The following is an 18,415-nucleotide window of genomic DNA, read 5'->3' on the forward strand; positions in this document are numbered from 1 at the left end:
GGGCACTCTGATTTTTCACATTGTGACCGGTGGCCAGATCCCGATTTTCCTGGCTTCATCGTTCGCGTTCATCGCGCCCGTGCTGGCCTCCAAAGGCCGCTTTGGCCTGGAAGAAACCCTCGGTGGCCTGATGGCCGCAGGCATTCTGTATATCATTCTGTCCGGGGCGATTCGCCTGCGTGGTACCGGCTTCATTACCCGGTTGCTGCCTCCGGTGGTGATTGCACCGGTCATCATGACCATCGGCCTGGGGTTGGCTCCGGTAGCAGTGTTTATGGCTACGGGCAAAACCGGTGACGGCCAGACTCAGCTGGTGCCCTACAACACTGCCATATGGATTGCCATGATCTCTCTGGCCGTGACCATCATCATGTCGGTCTGGGCCAAGGGCATTTTCCGGCTGATCCCGATCATGTTCGGTGTCCTCGTGGGTTACCTTCTCTCTGCCATCATGGGCATTGTTGACACAACGCCGATCCAGCAGGCTGAGTGGCTGGCAATGCCAAACTTCGTAGCACCGGCGTTCAGCTGGGGCGCTATCCTGTTCATGATTCCGGTCGCCATCGCACCAGCCATCGAACACATCGGCGACGTTCTGGCCATCGGTAACGTTACCCGCAAGAACTATCTGGAAAAACCGGGCTTGCACCGTACCCTGCTGGGTGATGGTCTGGCCACCAGCGCTGCCTCGCTGCTTGGCGGTCCTCCCAACACCACGTATTCCGAGGTAACCGGTGCGGTGATGCTGACCAAGAACTTCAACCCGAAAGTTATGTGGTGGGCGGCGGTGGTTGCCATTGTTCTGGCGTTTGTCGGCAAGTTCGGCGCCGCGTTGCAGACCATTCCGGTACCGGTTATGGGCGGCATCCTCTGCCTGCTGTTCGGTTCAATCGCCGTAGTGGGCCTGAATACCCTGATCCGACATCAGGTGGATCTGTCCCAGTCCCGTAATCTGGTGATCGTAGGCGTGACCCTGGTCTTTGGTATCGGCAACATGGCGCTGGGCCAACTGGAAGGCATCGCCCTGTGCGCAGTGGTTGCCATCATCCTTAACCTGATCCTGCCGGGCGAACGGGAAGCCTGGGGCAAGCGGATTCACGAGCACGAATCCAGCTGACCCCGCGGAAAGCAATATCCTGCCTCTATTCCGATCCCCGGAATAGAGGGCTTCAGATATCGCGCCGCATATCGGGCGGAATCGGGAAGTCCGGCATGCCGGGCTTCGGCCCACGGCCCTTGCGGAACTGACGCAGCTGGAAGACGTAGGCCAGCACCTGAGCAATGGCCATGTACAGGCCGTCCGGAATCTCTTCACCAATATCGGTATTGTGATACACCGCCCGTGTCAGTGGCGGTGTTCGCAGGACCTCGACCTTGTTCTCCCTGGCAATTTCCATAATCTTGAAGGCCACCTCGTCTGCCCCCTTGGCCACCACCACTGGCGCGCCCATGGTTTTCTGATCGTACTTCAATGCCACGGCATAGTGGGTCGGGTTGGTAATCACCACATCGGCCTTGGGAACGTCCTGCATCATCCGGCGCTGGGCCATCTCCCGCTGGAGCTGGCGAATCTTGCCTTTGACCTCCGGCTTGCCCTCGGTGTCCTTGTACTCGTCCTTGACCTCCTGCTTGGTCATACGGAGCTTTTTCTGGTGATCGTAGATCTGGAAAGGCACATCGATGGCGGCAATGGCAATGGTGGCGCAGGACAGGAAGAAGAAGCTCCAGCCCAGCGTCCACAGTACGTGCTCCATGGCAGGTACGGTCGGTTCTTCCGCAATCGCAAGCAAGTCTTCGGTGCGAAGGTTCAGAATCAGGATGGCGACCGCCATCACCAGGCCCACCTTGGCAATCGCCTTGACCAGCTCGATCAGGGAGCGCATGGAGAACATTCGTCCCAGGCCCTTGATCGGATCCATCCGGTTGAATTTCGGTGCGATGGCCTTGGCACTGAACAGCAGACCGCCGATGCCAATGGAGCCAGCAACGGCGGCAATCAGCAACATCACCAGTATCGGTGACAGCGCCCAGGCGGCCTCTTTGGCCGCCAGTATCAGTTGAACACTCATATGCCGGGTATCAAAAATCGCTGAGCGCTCGATTACGAAGGAGTCGCGCATGATGGACTCAATAGAAGCGCCAAGCGACGTACCAAAAATCAGAAGCCCGCCAGCACCGGCCAGCAATACCGCCATGGTGGCGAGTTCCTTGGAACGAGCCGTTTGGCCTTCCTCCTTGGCCTTCTCCAAGCGTCGGGGGGTAGGCTCTTCGGTTTTTTCCTGACTGTTGTCGTTCTCTTCGGCCATGGTCAGGGTTGCCCTTGCAGAGCGCGCATGAAATCAAACGTTTCCCGCGTGTACTGATCGAAGTGTGGCAGGAAATTGGCGTGTAAGACCCAGATAGCAAACAACCCAAAAATCAGGCCAATCGGAAAGCCGAGGGCGAAGATGTTCATCTGAGGCGCCGCACGGGTCATTACACCGAAAGAGATGTTCACAATCAGAACCGCAGTCACGGCCGGCAATGCCAGCAACATGGCAGAGGCAAACATCCATGAAATGCGATGGGCCAGCGCCCACACACCATCCTGCCCCAGCCCCTCCAGGCCAATAGGCAAGGTATAGAAACTCTCGATGAACACCTCGAAGGCCACCAGATGGCCATTCATCACCAGAAACAGCAAAGTAATGGTGATGGTGTAGATCTGAGCCAACACTGGCACGTTAACACCATTGGCGGGGTCTACCATGGAGGCAAAGCCCAGGCCCATCTGCATGGCAATCATCTGCCCGGCGATCACAAACAACTGCCAGAGTGCGGTCAGCGCGAAGCCCAGGCCGATACCAATCAGGATCTGCTGCAGCGTGATGACGACCGCGTCGGCACTGAGCGCTTCCACCTGGGGAACGGGAGGGATCATGGGCACAATCAGGATGGTCATCAGTAGCGCCAGCCCCAGCCGCACCCTCGCAGGCACCAGTTGAGTACCGAAAATAGGGATGACCATGAGAAAACTGGCCAGCCGGAATAATGGCCAGATATGCTGCCCCACCCACTGGCCGATCAGATCTGCACTGAACTCCGCCGGCAGCATGGGCTCAGCCGATCAGATAGGGAATGCGGGAGATCAGCCCGTTGGCGTGGTCCAGCAAGGTGGTCAGCATCCAGGGCCCGGCGGCAATGATCACGATCAGTGTGATCAGGAGGCGAGGCAGGAAACTGAGGGTCTGTTCGTTGATCTGGGTGGCAGCCTGGAAGGTACTGACCACAAGACCAATTGCCAGCCCCGGCCCGATGATGACGGCAGACAGCAAAACAATCAGCCAGAGCGCTTCTCGCAGTATGTCGATAACCGTTTCCGGAGTCATGATACCTCCTAGATCCCGTAACTGGCGGCCAGAGTTCCCATGATCAGGGCCCAGCCATCCACCAGCACAAACAGCATGATTTTAAACGGCAGCGAGATGATAATGGGTGACAGCATCATCATACCCATGGCCATCAGAACACTGGCCACCACCATGTCGATGATCAGGAATGGTATAAACAGAATAAACCCGATCTGGAACGCCGTCTTCAGTTCACTGGTGACAAACGCTGGCATCAGAATCCAGAAAGACACGTCCTGCGGTGTTTCATACTGAACATCGGCAATCCTCATGAACAGCGCCAGGTCGTCTTCTCGAGTCTGTTCCAGCATAAACTTGCGAAACGGCTGGCTGGCCAGTTCCACCGCCTCCAGTGAAGTCACCTCTTCCTGCAGGTATGGTTGCAGGCCCACCCGGTTCGCCTCTTCCAGCACCGGCTTCATGATAAAAATGCTCAGAAACAGCGCCAGCCCCAGCAAGATCTGGTTGGAGGGTGTGGCCTGTAGCCCCAGAGCCTGACGAAGAATCGCAAAGACCACGATGATCCGGGTAAACGAGGTCATCATCATCAGCATGGCCGGCAGGAAAGTCAGCGCGGTCATCAACGCCAGGATCTGCAGGGTTACCGAGTACTCCTCGGTGCCGTTCTCGCCGGGCTCAACCGTAAATGCCGGAATGCCGGGCAGATCAGCCTGGGCCAGGGCGGGAAGACAAAGGCCGGCAATCAGCGCAAGCCAGGGAAAACCGCGTTTGAGAATGGCCACCACCATGACGTTAGTCTTTCCTCTCTGGCGCTGACCAGGATTTGCCAATCATGGACTGCAGCTTGCGGGCGAAGTCACTGGAGCCGGCATTGCCGGCATCCACCACCGGCTGGTCAAATACATGCAGGGTCCTGATCGTGCTGGGAGTAATACCAAGCAGAATCTGCTGCTGACCCACTTCCACCAGCGCAATACGTTCCCTGGCACCGATGGCCAGCACAGACACCACCTTGATAGCGTTGTTGTTCATACCGGTCATGCCGCCCATCCGACGGATCAGCCAGGCACAACCGTAAATGATGGCCACCACCGCCAACAGGCCCGCTCCCAGGCTCAGTATCGTCGCTACAGTATCCGGGGCACGCCCACCAGAGGCAGCGTTTTCGCCCGCCTTTGCCGTTTCCTCGGCCAACAGCGGCAGCGGAGCCCACAACAGCAACCAGCCCGTCAGTCTTGCCATATTATTTCTGCAGCCGTTTGATTCGCTCACCCGGACTGATCACGTCCGTCAACCGGATACCAAACTTCTCATTGACCATGACCACCTCACCGTGGGCGATCAGGGTGCCATTAACCAGCACGTCCAGAGGCTCGCCCGCCAGCCGGTCCAGTTCGATCACCGAGCCCTGGTTCAGCTGGAGCAGATTGCGTATCGGAATCTGGGTGTTGCCCACTTCCATGGAGATAGTGACGGGGATATCCAGGATCACGTCGATGTCCGGAGACTCGCCACCACCAGCGCCCTGGTCCGCGCCAAACTCCTCCATGGGCGCGGTGCGCACGTCCTGGCGTTCGGCTTCAGGTTGGTCGTCGCCACCTTCAGCCTCAGCCATAGCCGCTGCCCACTCGTCTTCCCGGGAGCCCTCTGCATCGCCAGACTCGTCCATTGCTGCTTCCCACTCGGCCGCCAGCTTTTCGTCTTCGCTGAGTTCCTGCTCGTCTTTCTTGTCGTCGTCAGCCATTGCGTCCCACCTTCAGTTGTTTCTTTACCTTGGGCAACTTGGCCCGGTCGTGAATCCTCAGCGCCAGCTTACCGTCGCGGGTGCCCAGCGTTGCCTTGTAGATTGGAATACCATTGGCGGTCACCGTCAGGTGCTCGGGAATCTCTACCGGAATCACATCGCCAGCTTTCATCCGGGCAATGTCACGCAGAGAGATGCGGCGCCGGCAGACGGTGGTATTGATGGGCACATTGACCTCTTTGATGTCCTCCTGCAAGGCGTTTACCCAGCGTTCGTCGACATCATCAATATCACTCTGCACACCCGCATCCAGCACATCGCGGATTGGCTCAATCATGGAGTACGGCAGTGCGAAATGAAGTTCGCCGCCCCCCCCATCGAGTTCAATATGGAAGGTGCTGACCACGACCACTTCGCTCGGGCTGACGATGTTGGCCATGGCCGGGTTGACTTCCGAACTGAGGTATTCGAATTCCACCTGCAAGACTGCGTGCCAGGCTTCTTTCATATCGTGGAAGACCTGATTCAGTACCATTTGCACAATTCGGGTTTCGGTCGGTGTGAATTCCCGACCCTCGATCTTGGCATGGCGGCCCTCACCACCGAAGAAGTTGTCCACCAGTTTGAACACCAGCTTGGCGTCCAGCACGAACAGGGATGTACCGCGTAACGGGCGAACCTTGCACAGGTTAAGGCTGGTGGGCACGTACAGGGTATGGATGTACTCACCGAACTTCATGATCTGGACGCCGCCGGTGGAGACATCGGCATTGCGGCGCAGCAGGTTGAACAGACTGATACGGGTATAGCGGGCAAAACGCTCGTTGATCATCTCGAGCGTTGGCATGCGGCCACGGACGATCCGATCCTGACTGGCGAGGTCGTAGTTCTTTACGCCGGTATCATCGGTCTCTTCATAGGTATCGATGTCACCATCATCCACCCCGTGGAGGAGGGCATCGATCTCGTCCTGTGACAGTAAATCCTGCATACCTGTTCCTGCCCCTAACTGTTGGTTATCCGCCCGGTATGATTACTGAACCACAAAATTCCGGAACAATACCCGGTCGATTGCCGGCTCCCCTTCCTGCTCCAGCACCTGATTCACAGTCTGCAGCATGCTGTCGGCCAGCGTCTGACGACCTTCCGGCGTTTGCAACTGCATGAAGTCGCTGCTGCCCAGCACCATCACCAGTTGGCTGCGGATAAGCGGCATATGAACGTCAGCGGCGGCCAGTGCAGCAGGATCTTTGGCTTCGAATGATACATAGACCTGGGCATAGCGCTGTCGACCCTGAGCCTGAACGGTGGTCACCAGGGCTTTCTCAATTTCGGTATAACTGCTGGCGACAAACGCGGGCTCTGCCGAAGTCGTGGTTTCGGCGTCATCTGCGCCGGGCAATCCTCCGCCCAGGAACCAGAGTGTCCCGACCACGGAAAGGCCCACCGCCAGGATAATGATGATCACCAGCATGATGATCAGTTTCAGCTTGCCTTTTTTGGCAGGCGCTTCGGTCGCAGTATTTTCGGCCATAACACTCGCTTGTCACTTTTTTGGCGTCCGGAAAGCTCCGAACAACCTTTCGCTGATGTGATGCAAAGGCCGGGCCAGACAGCCCATCCCCTGTATTCAGAACCGCAGTTTAGCGTTGCCGGAGGGGATGGGCAAAGAAGTCGGAAGACAGCAGGCTGAATTGGTCAGAAATCATCCGGACTCAGGCAAAGACGTCCACTTCACCCCGCCAGCCCAGATCAAGCTGGCCGGTGCTCAACGACTCTGCATCAGCATCGTGGCTGGCCAGTGATGATCCACCAGAAGACCGACCATCGCTCTCACCGGCCTCACCACTCTCGCCACCGGCCTGCTGACCGCCCTGGTCAGAGACATCAAACTGCCCCAGGGACAACCCCTGTTCACCCAGCATGTCGCGGAGCCGGTGGGAGTGCTGTTCGAGCTGCTCCCTCACCACCGGGTTGGCCGCATGCACGGTGACGCTGGCCTGATCGTTGTGGACTTTTACCTTGACTTCCATTGGCCCCATATCCGGAGGCGTGAGGTGTATTTCGGCAACCGACATATTGCGGGCGGTCAGCCAACTGAGCTTGCCCATGACCTTGTCGCCCCACTCCGCCTGTCCAACCGGCACATCCACCGAGGTGGTGTAGCCCCGGAGCGGAATGTTGGCGTCCGCAGCCAGTTTCCCGGGCTGTGCTGCCTGCTGCGCTGCGGTATCCATTACACTCTGGAATCTGGGATTGGAGAGCAGACTGGTCGGATCAACGGGACGGGCGCTCTCAGCGCTTGTCGCACCGGCAAGCAGGTCGGTTAGCTGCATGCCCGGAGCCAGAGCGGTGCTGCCTCCCCCGGCAGATGTTTGCCCCGGCAGGCCCTTGATCAGTCCGGGAGTGGCCTGAGTTCCTGTGAGCGCCATATTTGATGCCAGGCTCTCAGGTCCGCCCGTACCGGATTGGTTGGCGGCTGCAGGATACAGCGACTGAAGATTGGCGAATGTCAGGGGCATCAGCGGTTCGGCAACGACCAGGGCATCGTCTGCCTCAGTATCGCCGGTATTGCTGGTGTCACTGGCCGAGGAAGGACGGGCCGGTGAATCGGAGTCCGCTACCTGCTTTTGGTCAGTGGGCGTATCATTTTTTTCTGGCCGGGTACCGGACGCTTCGGCTTTCTCATCGGCCCGGTCGGCCGCCTTGCGTTCCTGCGCGGCATCAGCCTGATCCCGACGTTCGGCGCGCTTGGCATCCATCCGCTTCTGCTCGGCCCTGGACAGCTCGTCAAAACGACTGTCACCGGCCTCCGGGTCCTTCCGGCCTTGCGATTTCGCTGCACCGACCTCTGGCTGACTCGTTTTCGCCGGTGCCTGGGGAAGTATGGTCTGTTGCATGGCAACCTCTTGCCGCTTTAGATCTCAGGTAGCCCCTGTTCGGAGCGTTTTCCTGAGAGCTGCAAAAGCGGTGCCAAACCTTCACACGGGCTGACGTTCAGGCCTCCTGGCCAAAGTTTTGCAAACGTCGAGCCACCTCCGAAAACTCGGCCTCAATCCGTTCAAGCACTGCAGGGGCCTGTTCCAGAGTGGCGTCCTTGCCCAGTTGCTCGGCCTCAAAACACAGGCCTCCGAGCCTGGGAGCACCGATATTGATGCAACTGCCCTTGAAGCTGTGCGCGGTCTTGGCGAAGTGCTCCGGGTCGGCCGTTGCCAGCGCCTCTTTCAGGCCGTCAATGCGTGAACGGGAGTCTGCCAGGTAGGTCTGGATCAGGACATCAAACTCGTCTTCCATCACATCCTGCAGTTCGGCCAGCGCCTCCACGTCAAGATGGGGTTTGTCGTTCATTCGCTATCCTCGTTTGTCGGCACTCAGGCGCCACTGATTATGGCCGCGTCGGGGAACCACCAATCATAGACGATTTCCACGCGATTGCCCCGGCCGTGAACCTTGAGATTTCGCGTCATACGCCGGAGGATCTCAAGTCCCCGGCCCGCGTATCGGCCGGTTGAAGCCGCCTGCTGTTGCATCACTGTGTCAGAATATTCAGTGAAATCAAAACCATCACCACTGTCTTCACAGACAACGGTAAGGGTACCTCCACCCTCCCTGGGCTGATGCTCAAGAGAAAACCGTATGAAATGCCCATCGGTGTTCCCCAGTCTGCGCGTTCGCTCCTGGTAATAGCGGCTGAAACCGCCAGGTGACGTTTTCCACTCTGAGGACAGGGCCAGAACACCGTGCTCAAGAGCATTGTTGTAGAGTTCCGACAACAGGGTGTAGACCTCGCCGCTTCGGCTCCTCAGTCCGGGCACCTCCATACAGATATGCAGTAAAAGCGGCAGAGGGTTGAAGTCTGCCAGAGTCTGTTCCCTTAGCTCATAGACGCAGCGCCAGTCCGCCGGGCCCGTCAACGCCGATTCAGGAATCTTGTCGGGCATTGCCTCTGGCGCCTCCGCCCGGACCATTTGCAGGCAGCAGAGCGTCAGGTCATCAGCCAGCTCTGGCTTACCGGTATGCTGCTGCATTCGCGCCAGCAGAGCCTCGAACGGCTCCTGCCCTGCTTCCAGACCCGCCAGCACGCTCAAGACACCTTCCTCGCCCAGGCTTTCACCCCCACTATTGGGCGCCTCGGGGAGCCCGTCGGTCATCATCACCAGCCAGTCGCCCGGTGCCGCATCCAGCACGGTCATGGAGGCCGAAAACTGGTCCGGCTCCTGGACACCCAGTGGCAGATGCCGGGACGGAACGGCGACACGGTCGCCTCCGGCACGCAACAGCCAGCCATCCGGCAAGCCACCATTCCAGACACGCAGGCTGTTGTGTTTGAAGTCAGCCTCAACCATCAAACCACAACAAAACATTCCTACCGGCAGTATTCGCCGAAGCTTGCGGTTAATTTCCCGGAGGACATCCGGGGCGCCAAAGCCTTTGGCCGCCATCCCGTAGAAGATTTCAGCAACCGGCATGGCGCCAATGGCGGCAGGTAATCCGTGCCCGGTGAAATCACCCAGAAACACCAGAGTGCCGCCCCCGGGGCGCTGAGCAGCAAACAATACATCACCGTTGAAAACCGAGAGGGGGGATGCATGGTGGCGGATGTTGGGTGCATCCAGACAACCGGTATGGGCAATGTTATCGAACACCCGCCGCGCCGTGCGCTGCTCGTCCAGCATCTGCTGATTCTGGCGCCGAATATGGTCACGCTGGTCCGACAATGCCTGGTGCAACCCCCTCATACGATTAAACGCGTTGATCTTCGCTTCAAGAATCACGCGATTGTAGGGTTTGACGAGAAAGTCGTCGCCGCCGGCCTCAAGACACCGGGCCAGATCGCCCGCCCCGGACAGGGAGGTGAGAAAGATGAGCGGCACCAGGCGCTCGCCTGCCAGAGCCTTGATTTGACGAGCGGCCTCCATTCCGTCCATCCGCGGCATCAGGGCGTCCAGCAACACCAGATCCGGCTGGGTCTCCCGGAACAGATCCACCGCCTCGGTACCGTCTTCGGCTTCAATCACGGCATGGCCCAGGCGGCTTACCAGCCGCGCCAGAATCAACCTGTCGCTGGCACTGTCCTCGGCAAGAAGTACCTTCAAGGGAATCGCCTCAGCGAATGCTGAACAACTGCTCGAAGTTGGAAATGGAGAGAATTCGCCGGACATCGCTGTTGCAATTCTCGATTGAGATGCGGGCGCCATCTCCGCCGGCATGATCCCTTAACAGAAGCAACATGCCCAGAGCAGAGCTGTCGAGGTAAGTGGTGTCTGAAAGATCAATGACGTAGTGGCTGACGGTGGGTTCGCTGTGCTCGTAGGCATCCCGAAAGGATTGATGGGTACTGAAATCGAACCGCCCCTCCACGCAGATCGTGAGGGTCTTGCCGTCATCGCTCCGGCGTGTCTCTATAGGCATTCCTGAACCTCCCGGCACATTCCACCAATGACTTTCCTTCGCTGCCAGCCATTGATGGCAAGCTTATCTGGTAAAGGATAGTCAAATAAACGGAAATTGCATCCGGGTTATCTGATGCAGATCACCGGGGACTAAAATTATCGCTGTCGCCGGGCAAAGGCCCGACCGGCAGCTTCGTCCGCCAGTTTCTGGTCTCTGAGATCCTGTTCCCGCTGTTCCTGTTGCCGGCAGGACTCAATGTATTTTTCCATACCACGGCGACGTTCCCAGGCCTGTTGCCACTCCCGGCGCCTGGCTTCAAACACCTGTTCCGCCTGTTGCAGCTGCCGCTGTTGCTGGGCAATCACCTGGTCCAGCTGGGCGATAAAAGCCTGCCAGGCCTGCAGCCGCGCCACAGGAACAACACCCTGCTGGCTCGCGCGGATCTGGTCACGATACTCCTGCTGATAGCGCTCCAGGTTCTCCACCTGTTCGCGGTGCGCCTCCACCTGCTTACGGGCCTCACCAAGGCGTTCCAACGCTTCCTGTTCTTTCCGCTCTTCAAGGGAGAGGACAACTTCAAGCCGTTTCGATCTCAACATCAGACATTATCCCGATTGCCGGCGGGGTTCGGCACCGCCGTCTTTCTTCGTTCCGGTGAACGTCGTTCCGGCACTACCGCCATCAGTTGCTCAATCGCCTCCGTGAGAGGAGCACTTTCATTCAGCCCCTGCTGCAGAAACTGGCTCATATTGCCTATGTGCTGAATGGCAAAGTCAGTCTCCGGGTCGGAGCCTTTCACGTAGGCACCCACACTGATCAGATCACGGGCCTGCTGGTAACGGGAGTAAACCTGCTTGAATCTCTGGGCCCGGGAGAAATGCTCAGAGTCAGTCACCTGGGGCATCACCCGGCTGATGGAGGCTTCCACATCTATAGCCGGATAATGGCCTTCTTCCGCCAGCCGCCGGGATAAGACGATGTGACCATCAAGGATGGCCCTGGCAGCGTCGGCAATGGGATCCTGCTGATCGTCGCCTTCCGTCAGAACGGTATAAAACGCGGTAATGGAACCGCCGCTGGGTCGGCCATTGCCTGTGCGCTCAACCAGTTGCGGCAGCTTGGCAAAAACCGAGGGCGGATACCCCTTGGTCGCCGGTGGTTCGCCAACGGCCAGGGCGATCTCCCGCTGTGCCTGGGCATAGCGGGTGAGAGAATCCATTAAAAGAAGAACGCGCTTACCCTGATCGCGGTAGTATTCGGCAATTCGGGTGGTGAGCATGGCAGCGCGCAGGCGCATCAACGGCGAGTCATCTGCCGGAGCGGCTACAACCACGGAACGAGCCAGGCCTTCATCGCCGAGAATGTCCTCGATGAATTCCTTGACCTCCCGGCCCCGTTCACCAATCAACCCAACCACGGTAATGTCTGCATCCGTGAACCGGGTCATCATTCCCAGCAGCATACTCTTACCGACACCACTGCCGGCAAACAGGCCGAGACGCTGCCCCTGCCCCACGGTCAGCAACGCGTTGATTGCACGGATTCCCACATCCATGGACTGGCGCACCGGAGCCCGGTTCAATGGGTTGATGATGTCGCCGGTCAGCTGCACTCTGGCCTCTGCCTGCAACGGTCCCTTGCCGTCCAGCGGGTCGCCAGCACCATTCACCACTCGCCCCAGCATTTGCGGGCCAACCGGTACCCTGCTGGCCGAGGCCAGAGGAATCACCCGGGCTCCGGGCTTGAGACCTTCGATGGCGGTCAGCGGCATCAGGTAAACCTTATCTTCCTCAAACCCCACCACTTCCGCTTCCACACTGGTGGCGCTATCACCCTGAATCAGACAACGGTCCCCCACCACCATCGGGCAACCCACGCACTCCAGCGTGAGGCCCACCATGCGCGTAAGCCGGCCAGACAATTCTGGCGCCGGCTCGTCGCTGATGGCCCCCTGAAGCTGCCGTAACCGTTCAGCCAGGCGTGACGTCATCGTCCCGGCCCTGGTCGTTGAATTCGTCAGACTCGGATTCTGGCGGTGATGTCATGCCCGAATCACTCAGCACATCCCGGTGAAAATCGGTCAGCTCCCCCATACTGGGTGCCAGCTCCTCCTGATCCGGACCGGCAGGCTCCGCCAGCTGTTCTTCCAGCATACCCTGAACCACCCGCTGGAAGCGCTTCTCCACGGTGTAATCCACCAGACTATGGCGCGATTCCACTTTACAGCCACCAGGCATGAGAGAGTCGTCCTCAATGAGGACCGCCGGTGATTCCAGGCGCTCTGTGACTTCCCGTACCGGCTCGATATCGTCGGGGTGAATATGAATGCGTAGATTATCGGCGGTAGAGGGCAGTGACGACAGAGCCCGACGCACCACCTGGCGAATCTGGGAGGAATCAATGCTGAGCTCACGGAAGACCACCGCCCGGGCCAATACGGTAGTGAGGTTGACCAGCACCGCTTCCAGCTCGTCTTCATGGCGCTCGATGGGCAACAACAGCTCACCCATCAGATGCTCCAGCCGTTCCATCCGGGAGGCAACTTCCTGACGCGTCTGCTCCGCTGCCTGCTGCTCGCCCTCGCTCCGCCCCTCCGCCTCGCCTGCGGCGTAGCCATCTTTGTGCCCGTCTGCGCGACCCTGCTCAAAGCCTTCCGCGTAACCGGCCTGCCGGCCCTCCTGAAAACCGTCCTCGCGGGCAGCCTGGCGAATCTCTTCCAGGTCGGCCGCGGTCAGCGGCTTGACTTCCTCTTCCTCGACAACCTGGTTTCCGCGCTCATCAAGCAGGGGCAATTCCCACCGTTCCCAGGCGGTCATCTGTTCTTTCGGTATGCGCTTGCTGTCCTGATCGGAATCTTTCATCACATCATTTCTTCGCCACTACCACCCAGCGAGATCTCGCCGGCTTCAGCCATACGGCGAGCAACGGTGATAATGTCTTTCTGGGCCGCTTCGACTTCGCTGACCTTGACCGGCCCCTTGGCTTCCAGATCATCCTGCAGCAACTCCGCAGCACGCTTGGACATGTTCTTGAAGATCTTCTCCTTGACGGCTTCGTCGGCACCTTTGAGCGCCACCACCAGCACCTCCGAGGAGACCTCTCGAAGCAGCGCCTGAATACCCCGATCATCAATATCCTTGAGGTTATCAAACACGAACATGAGGTCTTCAATGGTGGACGCCAGATCCGGATCCATGTCTTTGATGGAATCCATCAACGAGCCCTCAATCCCCCGATCCATGAAGTTCATGATATCGGCCGCTCGCTTCACGCCACCAATCCGACTGGTCTGGGAGGCCGCGCCACCAGAGAACTGCTTCTCAAGGATGTCGTTCAGTTCCTGCAGGGCCTGTGGCTGAATGCTTTCCAGCGACGCCACCCGCATCATCACATCCAGTCGCACTTTTTCATCAAGTGTGCCAAGAATTTCAGCGGCCTGGTCCGGGTCTAGGTAGGAGATAACAATGGCCTGAATCTGGGGATGCTCGTAACGGATAATATCGCCCACAGCCCGGGGCTCCATCCACTTAAGAGTATCCAGGCCAGTGGTATTGCCGCCAATCAGGATTCGGTCAATCAGGCTCGCGGCCTTGTCATCACCCAGCGCCTGGGTGAGCATCGCCCGGATATAATCGTCATTACCAACCCCCAAACCGGTCTGGCCGCCGACAGCGTCCACAAACTGGTTAAGCACGTAGGTGACGTCGTCCTTGCTGACGTCTTTCATCTGCGCCATGGCGACGCCAACCCGCTGAACCTCTTTCGGCCCCATGTGCTTGAGCACCTCAGCAGCGTCCGCTTCACCCAGAGACATCAGCAGGATCGCTGCCTGCTCCACTCGCGGAATCTTGCGCTGCGGCTTTTTCGGGGCATCCCCCTGCAACTGGCCGTTTTCTTCAGTCATCGACGTTCACCCACTGGCGCATAACCTGTGCAACCCTGGCGGGATCTTCCGCAATCAGGCCTTTGAGTGCATTCAACTGTCTATCATAGCTGTCTGTGGCGCCCGGCAAAAGCAGGTCATCCTGAGACGACATGGCATCGCGTAGTGCCTGCCCGCCTTCGATATCAGCAAGGCCACCATACTCCCCCTCTTCTCCGCCTTCACCACGCTCGCGGCGGCCGCCACCGGACAGCGTCTTCAGGGTGGGGCGCAGCAAGCCAAGAACCAGAATCAGAATGACCAGTCCTGCCAATACCTGCTTCATCAAATCCCAGAACCAGGGCTGCTCCCAGAAGCCCGGAGCTTCAAACTCCACCGCTTCCTCTGGGGCAAACGCCGTATTCATGACGGTAACGCTGTCTCCGCGGGACGCGGAATAACCAACCGCATCACGCACCAGCATGCTCAGCCGTTGCAGTTCGGCCTCTGGCCAGGGTTGATAGCTCACCTCGCCGGTTTCCGGGTCGACCACTTTCATGTCATCCACGGCAAGGGCCACGGTCACCCGCTTGACCGCACCCAGCTCTTGACGGGTGTAGCTGACGGTACGATCCAGTTCATAGTTCCGGGTGGATTCACTCCGGACATTCACCGGCGGAGCCGCGGGGGCGCCATCTTCCCCTGGGGCGGCAGTGGCCTGCTCCGGAACCGTCGCAGCCCCTGGCGGCTGATTGGCCAGCGCACCGGGAATGCCACCCAGGGCTCCCGCCACACGCTGCTCAGACAACTCGCGCTCACTGCGCACCGCCTGTTGCTCCGGATTGTATAACTCCTCGGCACGCTCGACCGCAGAGAAGTCGAGGTCGGCGGTGACTTCCGCGCGGTAACGCCCTTCCCCGACAATCGGGCCAATCAATGAGGCGACACGGCGGGTCAGCCGCTCTTCAACCCTGGACGTGTATTCATACTGGTCTTTCATCCGGTCTGTTTCGGCCTGAACCTCATCGCCCGTCAACAGATTGCCGTTCTGGTCAACCACAGTCACCTGATCCCGGTTCATCATCGGAATGCTGCCGGCCACCAGGTTGACGATGGCCCGAATCTGTTCAGGCTCAGGGCGACGGCCCGCAAACACTTCAAGGAACACCGAGGCGGTCGGTTCACGGGCATCCCGGATAAACACCGAACGCTCGGGAATGGCCAGGTGCACCCGGGCATTTCGAACACCACGCATGGCGGCGATGGTCCGGGCCAGTTCGCCCTCCAGTCCGCGCCGGTAGCTGATGGTTTCCATGAACTGGGACGTTCCCAGACCACGTTCCTGGTCCAGCAACTCATAACCCATGGTCTTCTGGTCGGTTACGCCTTCAGCAGCAAGCTTGAGACGCGCGCTATAGACCTGTTCAGACGGCACCAGCAATGCTCCGGTGCGGGGGTCCATCTTGTAATCGATACCGTTGCTGTCGAGGATGGTGGTCACGTCCTGCGGGTTGTAGGCAGACAGATCCCCCACCACCGGCTGGTAATTGGGCTCCTGGGCCCAGAGCACCACAGCCACACCCAGTGCCACGCTGGCGGCCAGCCCGACCATAAGCCCGACCTGGCGCAGCAGATTCAATCGGTTGAATCCGAGCAAAAGATTGCTACGGCTCTCCGGAGTATCAGACTCCTGAGTAGCCGGCAGGTCAGAGGCGGCGGTTTCCGCAGGTACGCTTGCCATGCTGTTGCTCCGTTATCAGATCGGCATATTCATGATGTCTTCATAGGCTCGCACAACCCGGTTACGCACCTGGGTCAGAGCCTCAAAAGACACCGAAGATTTCTGGGCAGCAATCATTACCCGGGTAATGTCCACGTTCGGATCGCCCATTTCGTAGGCCGTCCTGAGTTCACTGGCCTGACTCTGGACCTCGTGTACATTGTTGACGGCCTTGCCCAGCATATCGCTGAAGCTGGGAACTTCCTGGGTTTCCTGAACCTGTCGTGGGCCATCGATGCGGCCACGTACGGACTGATCCTGTTCAATCCTCTGGTTCTGCATCATCTGGGTACGCAGATTCCGGATCTCAGACAGAACATTGTTTATGTCGGCACGTTGAACCATCACACTCTCCCGGCGGCCCCGTCGGGCCTGTACTTGTTGCTGACTCAAATGAACTGAAAGCAAGCAACAGGCCAGAAACAATTAAACCATTTATTTCAACGGGTTAATAAAGCATTTTACAGTGGAAGGCGTCTACGTGACAAAGAATTGACAGGAGTGAAACCAGACCGAAAAAGAAGACCAGGCAGGCGGGTAAAAAAACGGCACCCCGAAGGGTGCCCGAAGGAGTATAAGGTCGACAACAAAGGCCCTGACTCAGGCCATGGCCAGCTCCGCATCAAGATCGATACCGGCATCTCGCATCTGGGCCAGTTTGTAACGAAGCGTTCGCGGGCTGATGCCCAACTGCTCCGCTGCCCGGTTGCGCCTGCCACGCTCTTTCTTGAGGGTCTGGATAATAATACGGAACTCCTGTTGGCGCAGATCATCTCCGAGTGAGCCAATCGCCTCATCAGCCGCTGAATCCGCTTCCAGCCCGGCCCCGGGGTCTGGCACGTCAGCCGCAGGGACCTCCATGGACCTGACGGAAATGGCCGGCTCGGCGGGTGCACCAAAGTCAGCGGCACCGGTAATCCCAAGCTCCAGACAAAGATCGCCAGCGTGGATTACATTACCCTGATGCAACACCAGCGCCCGCTGAATGGCATTGTCCAGTTCCCGGACATTACCCGGCCAGGCATGAGCCATCAGTGCCTTACGGGCATCCTCGGCCAGGGTGATGCCGGTCAGCTTCATCTTGCGGCAATGTTTTTTCAGCAGTGAGCGGGCCAGGGGCAGAATATCCAGCGGCCGCTCCCGCAGGGGCTGCCACCGCATCGGGAACACCGTCAATCGATAATAAAGGTCTTCGCGGAACTTGCCCTCGCGCACGTAGTCCGCCAGATCACGGTTTGTGGTCGCCAGCACACGAACATCCAGCTGAATGGTCTTGCGACCACCGACGCGCTCCACTTCCCGCTCCTGCAACACTCGCAGCAGCTTGGACTGCAAACCAAGATCCATTTCGGAAATCTCGTCCAACAGGATGGTTCCGCCATTGGCCTGCTCGAATTTACCTGGGGAGGCTGCAACGGCACCCGTGAATGCACCTTTCTCGTGACCGAACAGAATGGCTTCCAGCATATTCTCCGGAATAGCGGCACAGTTGATCGCGACAAACGGCTCATCCGCTCGGGGTGACTGCTGATGGATATAGCGGGCCAACACTTCTTTACCGGTACCACTCTCACCGGAAATCATCACTGTGGAATCACTGGCCGCCACTTTCGCGGCCAACTGGAACATGCGTTTGCTGACAGGATCCTCAGCCACCGGCTCATCGCCAGCCTTCTGGCGGCTTCCGCCCACGACCCGACTGACCGCTTCCACCAGAACCTGAGACTCAAACGGCTTGACCAGATAATCGATGGCACCAGATTGCATGGCAGACACCGCGTGGCTGATCTGGCCGTACGCGGTAATCAGCATCATGGGCAGCCCCGGATACAAGCGCTGAACTTCCGCCAACAACTCATGGCCGGACATGCCGGGCATATTGATATCGCTGACCACCATATCGACCGGCGCCCGGGCCAGGCTTGCCAGCGCATCTTCAGCGCTGGCCGCTTCCCGCACCTGGAATTTCGCCAGTTCCAGCGTCGTTACCAAAGCTTCGCGCAGGTCGTGGTCATCTTCCACAATCAGAATCTGGGCCTTTGCCATGCTATGCACCTCCAACCTGTTCTTTAAAACCGGGCTGTCAGAATAGGCAGCCGAACTATCGCGTCGGCGCCTTGCTGTCCGGGGGATGAAATCGAAAACTCGCCCTGATGGGCCTTGACCACAGCCTGCACCACGGCCAGCCCGAGGCCGGTGCCATGGGACTTGGTGGTGTAGAAGGCTTCCATAATCCGACCTGCCTCACCAGGCTCGAACCCGGGCCCATTATCGGAAACCCGGAT

Annotated in this window: 21 protein-coding genes; 1 reads left to right on the forward strand and 20 read right to left on the reverse strand. The window is 58.7% G+C overall.

The window, feature by feature from the left end:
• Positions 1-1,117 (forward strand): uracil-xanthine permease family protein (locus tag B3Y70_RS09695; protein ID WP_288589690.1); only part of this gene is annotated, 1,117 nt, incomplete at its 5' end.
• A gap of 52 nt (positions 1,118-1,169) precedes the next feature.
• On the opposite strand, the gene flhB is transcribed toward B3Y70_RS09695, so the two are convergent.
• From flhB to B3Y70_RS09795, 20 genes are all read right to left on the reverse strand, one after another.
• Positions 1,170-2,306, reverse strand: coding sequence for a flagellar biosynthesis protein FlhB (gene flhB, locus B3Y70_RS09700; protein WP_286893689.1), 1,137 nt, complete (start codon positions 2,304-2,306; stop codon positions 1,170-1,172).
• 2 nt (positions 2,307-2,308) lie between these two features.
• On the reverse strand, positions 2,309-3,094 hold the full coding sequence (fliR, locus tag B3Y70_RS09705) for a flagellar biosynthetic protein FliR (protein ID WP_022991614.1): 786 nt from the start codon (positions 3,092-3,094) through the stop codon (positions 2,309-2,311).
• Between the two features lie 4 nt (positions 3,095-3,098).
• Positions 3,099-3,368 (reverse strand): flagellar biosynthesis protein FliQ, encoded by a 270-nt coding sequence (gene fliQ, locus B3Y70_RS09710; protein WP_014421042.1) that lies wholly within the window; start codon positions 3,366-3,368, stop codon positions 3,099-3,101.
• Positions 3,369-3,376: 8 nt separating this feature from the next.
• Positions 3,377-4,138 carry a flagellar type III secretion system pore protein FliP gene (gene fliP / locus B3Y70_RS09715; protein ID WP_011785458.1) on the reverse strand — a complete coding sequence of 254 codons (762 nt, stop codon included), beginning with the start codon at positions 4,136-4,138 and terminating at the stop codon, positions 3,377-3,379.
• A gap of 4 nt (positions 4,139-4,142) precedes the next feature.
• Positions 4,143-4,592, reverse strand: a complete 450-nt coding sequence (gene fliO, locus B3Y70_RS09720; protein ID WP_273029851.1) for a flagellar biosynthetic protein FliO — start codon at positions 4,590-4,592, stop codon at positions 4,143-4,145.
• Between the two features lies 1 nt (position 4,593).
• Positions 4,594-5,094, reverse strand: coding sequence for a flagellar motor switch protein FliN (gene fliN, locus B3Y70_RS09725; RefSeq protein ID WP_014421040.1), 501 nt, complete (start codon positions 5,092-5,094; stop codon positions 4,594-4,596).
• Positions 5,087-6,085: a flagellar motor switch protein FliM gene (gene fliM / locus B3Y70_RS09730; protein WP_011785461.1), complete on the reverse strand. Its 999-nt coding sequence runs from the start codon at positions 6,083-6,085 to the stop codon at positions 5,087-5,089. The genes fliN and fliM overlap by 8 nt, the downstream gene beginning before the upstream one ends.
• A gap of 42 nt (positions 6,086-6,127) precedes the next feature.
• Complete coding sequence (locus tag B3Y70_RS09735) at positions 6,128-6,628, reverse strand: flagellar basal body-associated FliL family protein (protein WP_011785462.1); 501 nt, start codon at positions 6,626-6,628, stop codon at positions 6,128-6,130.
• A 181-nt stretch (positions 6,629-6,809) separates the two neighbouring features.
• Positions 6,810-7,994, reverse strand: a complete 1,185-nt coding sequence (locus B3Y70_RS09740) for a flagellar hook-length control protein FliK (RefSeq protein ID WP_288589696.1) — start codon at positions 7,992-7,994, stop codon at positions 6,810-6,812.
• Between the two features lie 97 nt (positions 7,995-8,091).
• Positions 8,092-8,442, reverse strand: coding sequence for an Hpt domain-containing protein (locus B3Y70_RS09745; protein ID WP_011785464.1), 351 nt, complete (start codon positions 8,440-8,442; stop codon positions 8,092-8,094).
• Between the two features lie 23 nt (positions 8,443-8,465).
• A complete protein-coding gene (locus B3Y70_RS09750; protein WP_113878969.1) occupies positions 8,466-10,190 on the reverse strand; it encodes a fused response regulator/phosphatase in 1,725 nt (574 codons plus the stop codon).
• A gap of 10 nt (positions 10,191-10,200) precedes the next feature.
• Entirely contained in the window at positions 10,201-10,506 is a 306-nt protein-coding gene (locus B3Y70_RS09755) for an STAS domain-containing protein (RefSeq protein WP_014421036.1), read from the reverse strand.
• 137 nt (positions 10,507-10,643) lie between these two features.
• Positions 10,644-11,087, reverse strand: a complete 444-nt coding sequence (gene fliJ, locus B3Y70_RS09760) for a flagellar export protein FliJ (protein WP_011785467.1) — start codon at positions 11,085-11,087, stop codon at positions 10,644-10,646.
• Complete coding sequence (gene fliI, locus B3Y70_RS09765) at positions 11,087-12,478, reverse strand: flagellar protein export ATPase FliI (RefSeq protein ID WP_286894403.1); 1,392 nt, start codon at positions 12,476-12,478, stop codon at positions 11,087-11,089. Before fliI ends, fliJ begins: the two co-directional genes overlap by 1 nt.
• Positions 12,459-13,349, reverse strand: a complete 891-nt coding sequence (locus B3Y70_RS09770; protein WP_022991625.1) for a flagellar assembly protein FliH — start codon at positions 13,347-13,349, stop codon at positions 12,459-12,461. The genes fliI and B3Y70_RS09770 overlap by 20 nt, the downstream gene beginning before the upstream one ends.
• Positions 13,349-14,392 carry a flagellar motor switch protein FliG gene (fliG, locus tag B3Y70_RS09775; RefSeq protein WP_011785470.1) on the reverse strand — a complete coding sequence of 348 codons (1,044 nt, stop codon included), beginning with the start codon at positions 14,390-14,392 and terminating at the stop codon, positions 13,349-13,351. The genes B3Y70_RS09770 and fliG overlap by 1 nt, the downstream gene beginning before the upstream one ends.
• The gene (gene fliF, locus B3Y70_RS09780) at positions 14,385-16,091 is read right to left on the reverse strand and encodes a flagellar basal-body MS-ring/collar protein FliF (protein WP_286894401.1); all 1,707 of its coding nucleotides are present in this window, start codon (positions 16,089-16,091) and stop codon (positions 14,385-14,387) included. The genes fliG and fliF overlap by 8 nt, the downstream gene beginning before the upstream one ends.
• 15 nt (positions 16,092-16,106) lie before the next feature.
• Positions 16,107-16,475 (reverse strand): flagellar hook-basal body complex protein FliE, encoded by a 369-nt coding sequence (gene fliE, locus B3Y70_RS09785; protein ID WP_011785472.1) that lies wholly within the window; start codon positions 16,473-16,475, stop codon positions 16,107-16,109.
• A 255-nt stretch (positions 16,476-16,730) separates the two neighbouring features.
• On the reverse strand, positions 16,731-18,176 hold the full coding sequence (locus B3Y70_RS09790) for a sigma-54-dependent transcriptional regulator (RefSeq protein WP_288589702.1): 1,446 nt from the start codon (positions 18,174-18,176) through the stop codon (positions 16,731-16,733).
• Positions 18,177-18,199: 23 nt separating this feature from the next.
• On the reverse strand, positions 18,200-18,415 hold a 216-nt coding region (locus B3Y70_RS09795; RefSeq protein ID WP_288589703.1), incomplete at its 5' end, for an ATP-binding protein.

Source organism: Marinobacter sp. UBA5687 (assembly GCF_002420325.1).
GTDB classification, from domain to species: Bacteria; Pseudomonadota; Gammaproteobacteria; order Pseudomonadales; family Oleiphilaceae; genus Marinobacter; species Marinobacter nauticus.

Coding starts and splice junctions, on each gene's coding strand:
- fliE (WP_011785472.1), bottom strand. CDS start 16,475: ATGGTTCAACGTGCCGACATAAACAATGTTCTGTCTGAGATCCGGAAT.
- B3Y70_RS09770 (WP_022991625.1), bottom strand. CDS start 13,349: ATGAAAGATTCCGATCAGGACAGCAAGCGCATACCGAAAGAACAGATG.
- fliN (WP_014421040.1), bottom strand. CDS start 5,094: ATGGCTGACGACGACAAGAAAGACGAGCAGGAACTCAGCGAAGACGAA.
- flhB (WP_286893689.1), bottom strand. CDS start 2,306: ATGGCCGAAGAGAACGACAACAGTCAGGAAAAAACCGAAGAGCCTACC.
- B3Y70_RS09755 (WP_014421036.1), bottom strand. CDS start 10,506: ATGCCTATAGAGACACGCCGGAGCGATGACGGCAAGACCCTCACGATC.
- B3Y70_RS09735 (WP_011785462.1), bottom strand. CDS start 6,628: ATGGCCGAAAATACTGCGACCGAAGCGCCTGCCAAAAAAGGCAAGCTG.
- fliJ (WP_011785467.1), bottom strand. CDS start 11,087: ATGTTGAGATCGAAACGGCTTGAAGTTGTCCTCTCCCTTGAAGAGCGG.
- fliP (WP_011785458.1), bottom strand. CDS start 4,138: ATGGTGGTGGCCATTCTCAAACGCGGTTTTCCCTGGCTTGCGCTGATT.
- B3Y70_RS09790 (WP_288589702.1), bottom strand. CDS start 18,176: ATGGCAAAGGCCCAGATTCTGATTGTGGAAGATGACCACGACCTGCGC.
- B3Y70_RS09740 (WP_288589696.1), bottom strand. CDS start 7,994: ATGCAACAGACCATACTTCCCCAGGCACCGGCGAAAACGAGTCAGCCA.
- fliQ (WP_014421042.1), bottom strand. CDS start 3,368: ATGACTCCGGAAACGGTTATCGACATACTGCGAGAAGCGCTCTGGCTG.
- fliI (WP_286894403.1), bottom strand. CDS start 12,478: ATGACGTCACGCCTGGCTGAACGGTTACGGCAGCTTCAGGGGGCCATC.
- fliG (WP_011785470.1), bottom strand. CDS start 14,392: ATGACTGAAGAAAACGGCCAGTTGCAGGGGGATGCCCCGAAAAAGCCG.
- fliO (WP_273029851.1), bottom strand. CDS start 4,592: ATGGCAAGACTGACGGGCTGGTTGCTGTTGTGGGCTCCGCTGCCGCTG.
- fliF (WP_286894401.1), bottom strand. CDS start 16,091: ATGGCAAGCGTACCTGCGGAAACCGCCGCCTCTGACCTGCCGGCTACT.
- B3Y70_RS09745 (WP_011785464.1), bottom strand. CDS start 8,442: ATGAACGACAAACCCCATCTTGACGTGGAGGCGCTGGCCGAACTGCAG.
- fliR (WP_022991614.1), bottom strand. CDS start 3,094: ATGCTGCCGGCGGAGTTCAGTGCAGATCTGATCGGCCAGTGGGTGGGG.
- fliM (WP_011785461.1), bottom strand. CDS start 6,085: ATGCAGGATTTACTGTCACAGGACGAGATCGATGCCCTCCTCCACGGG.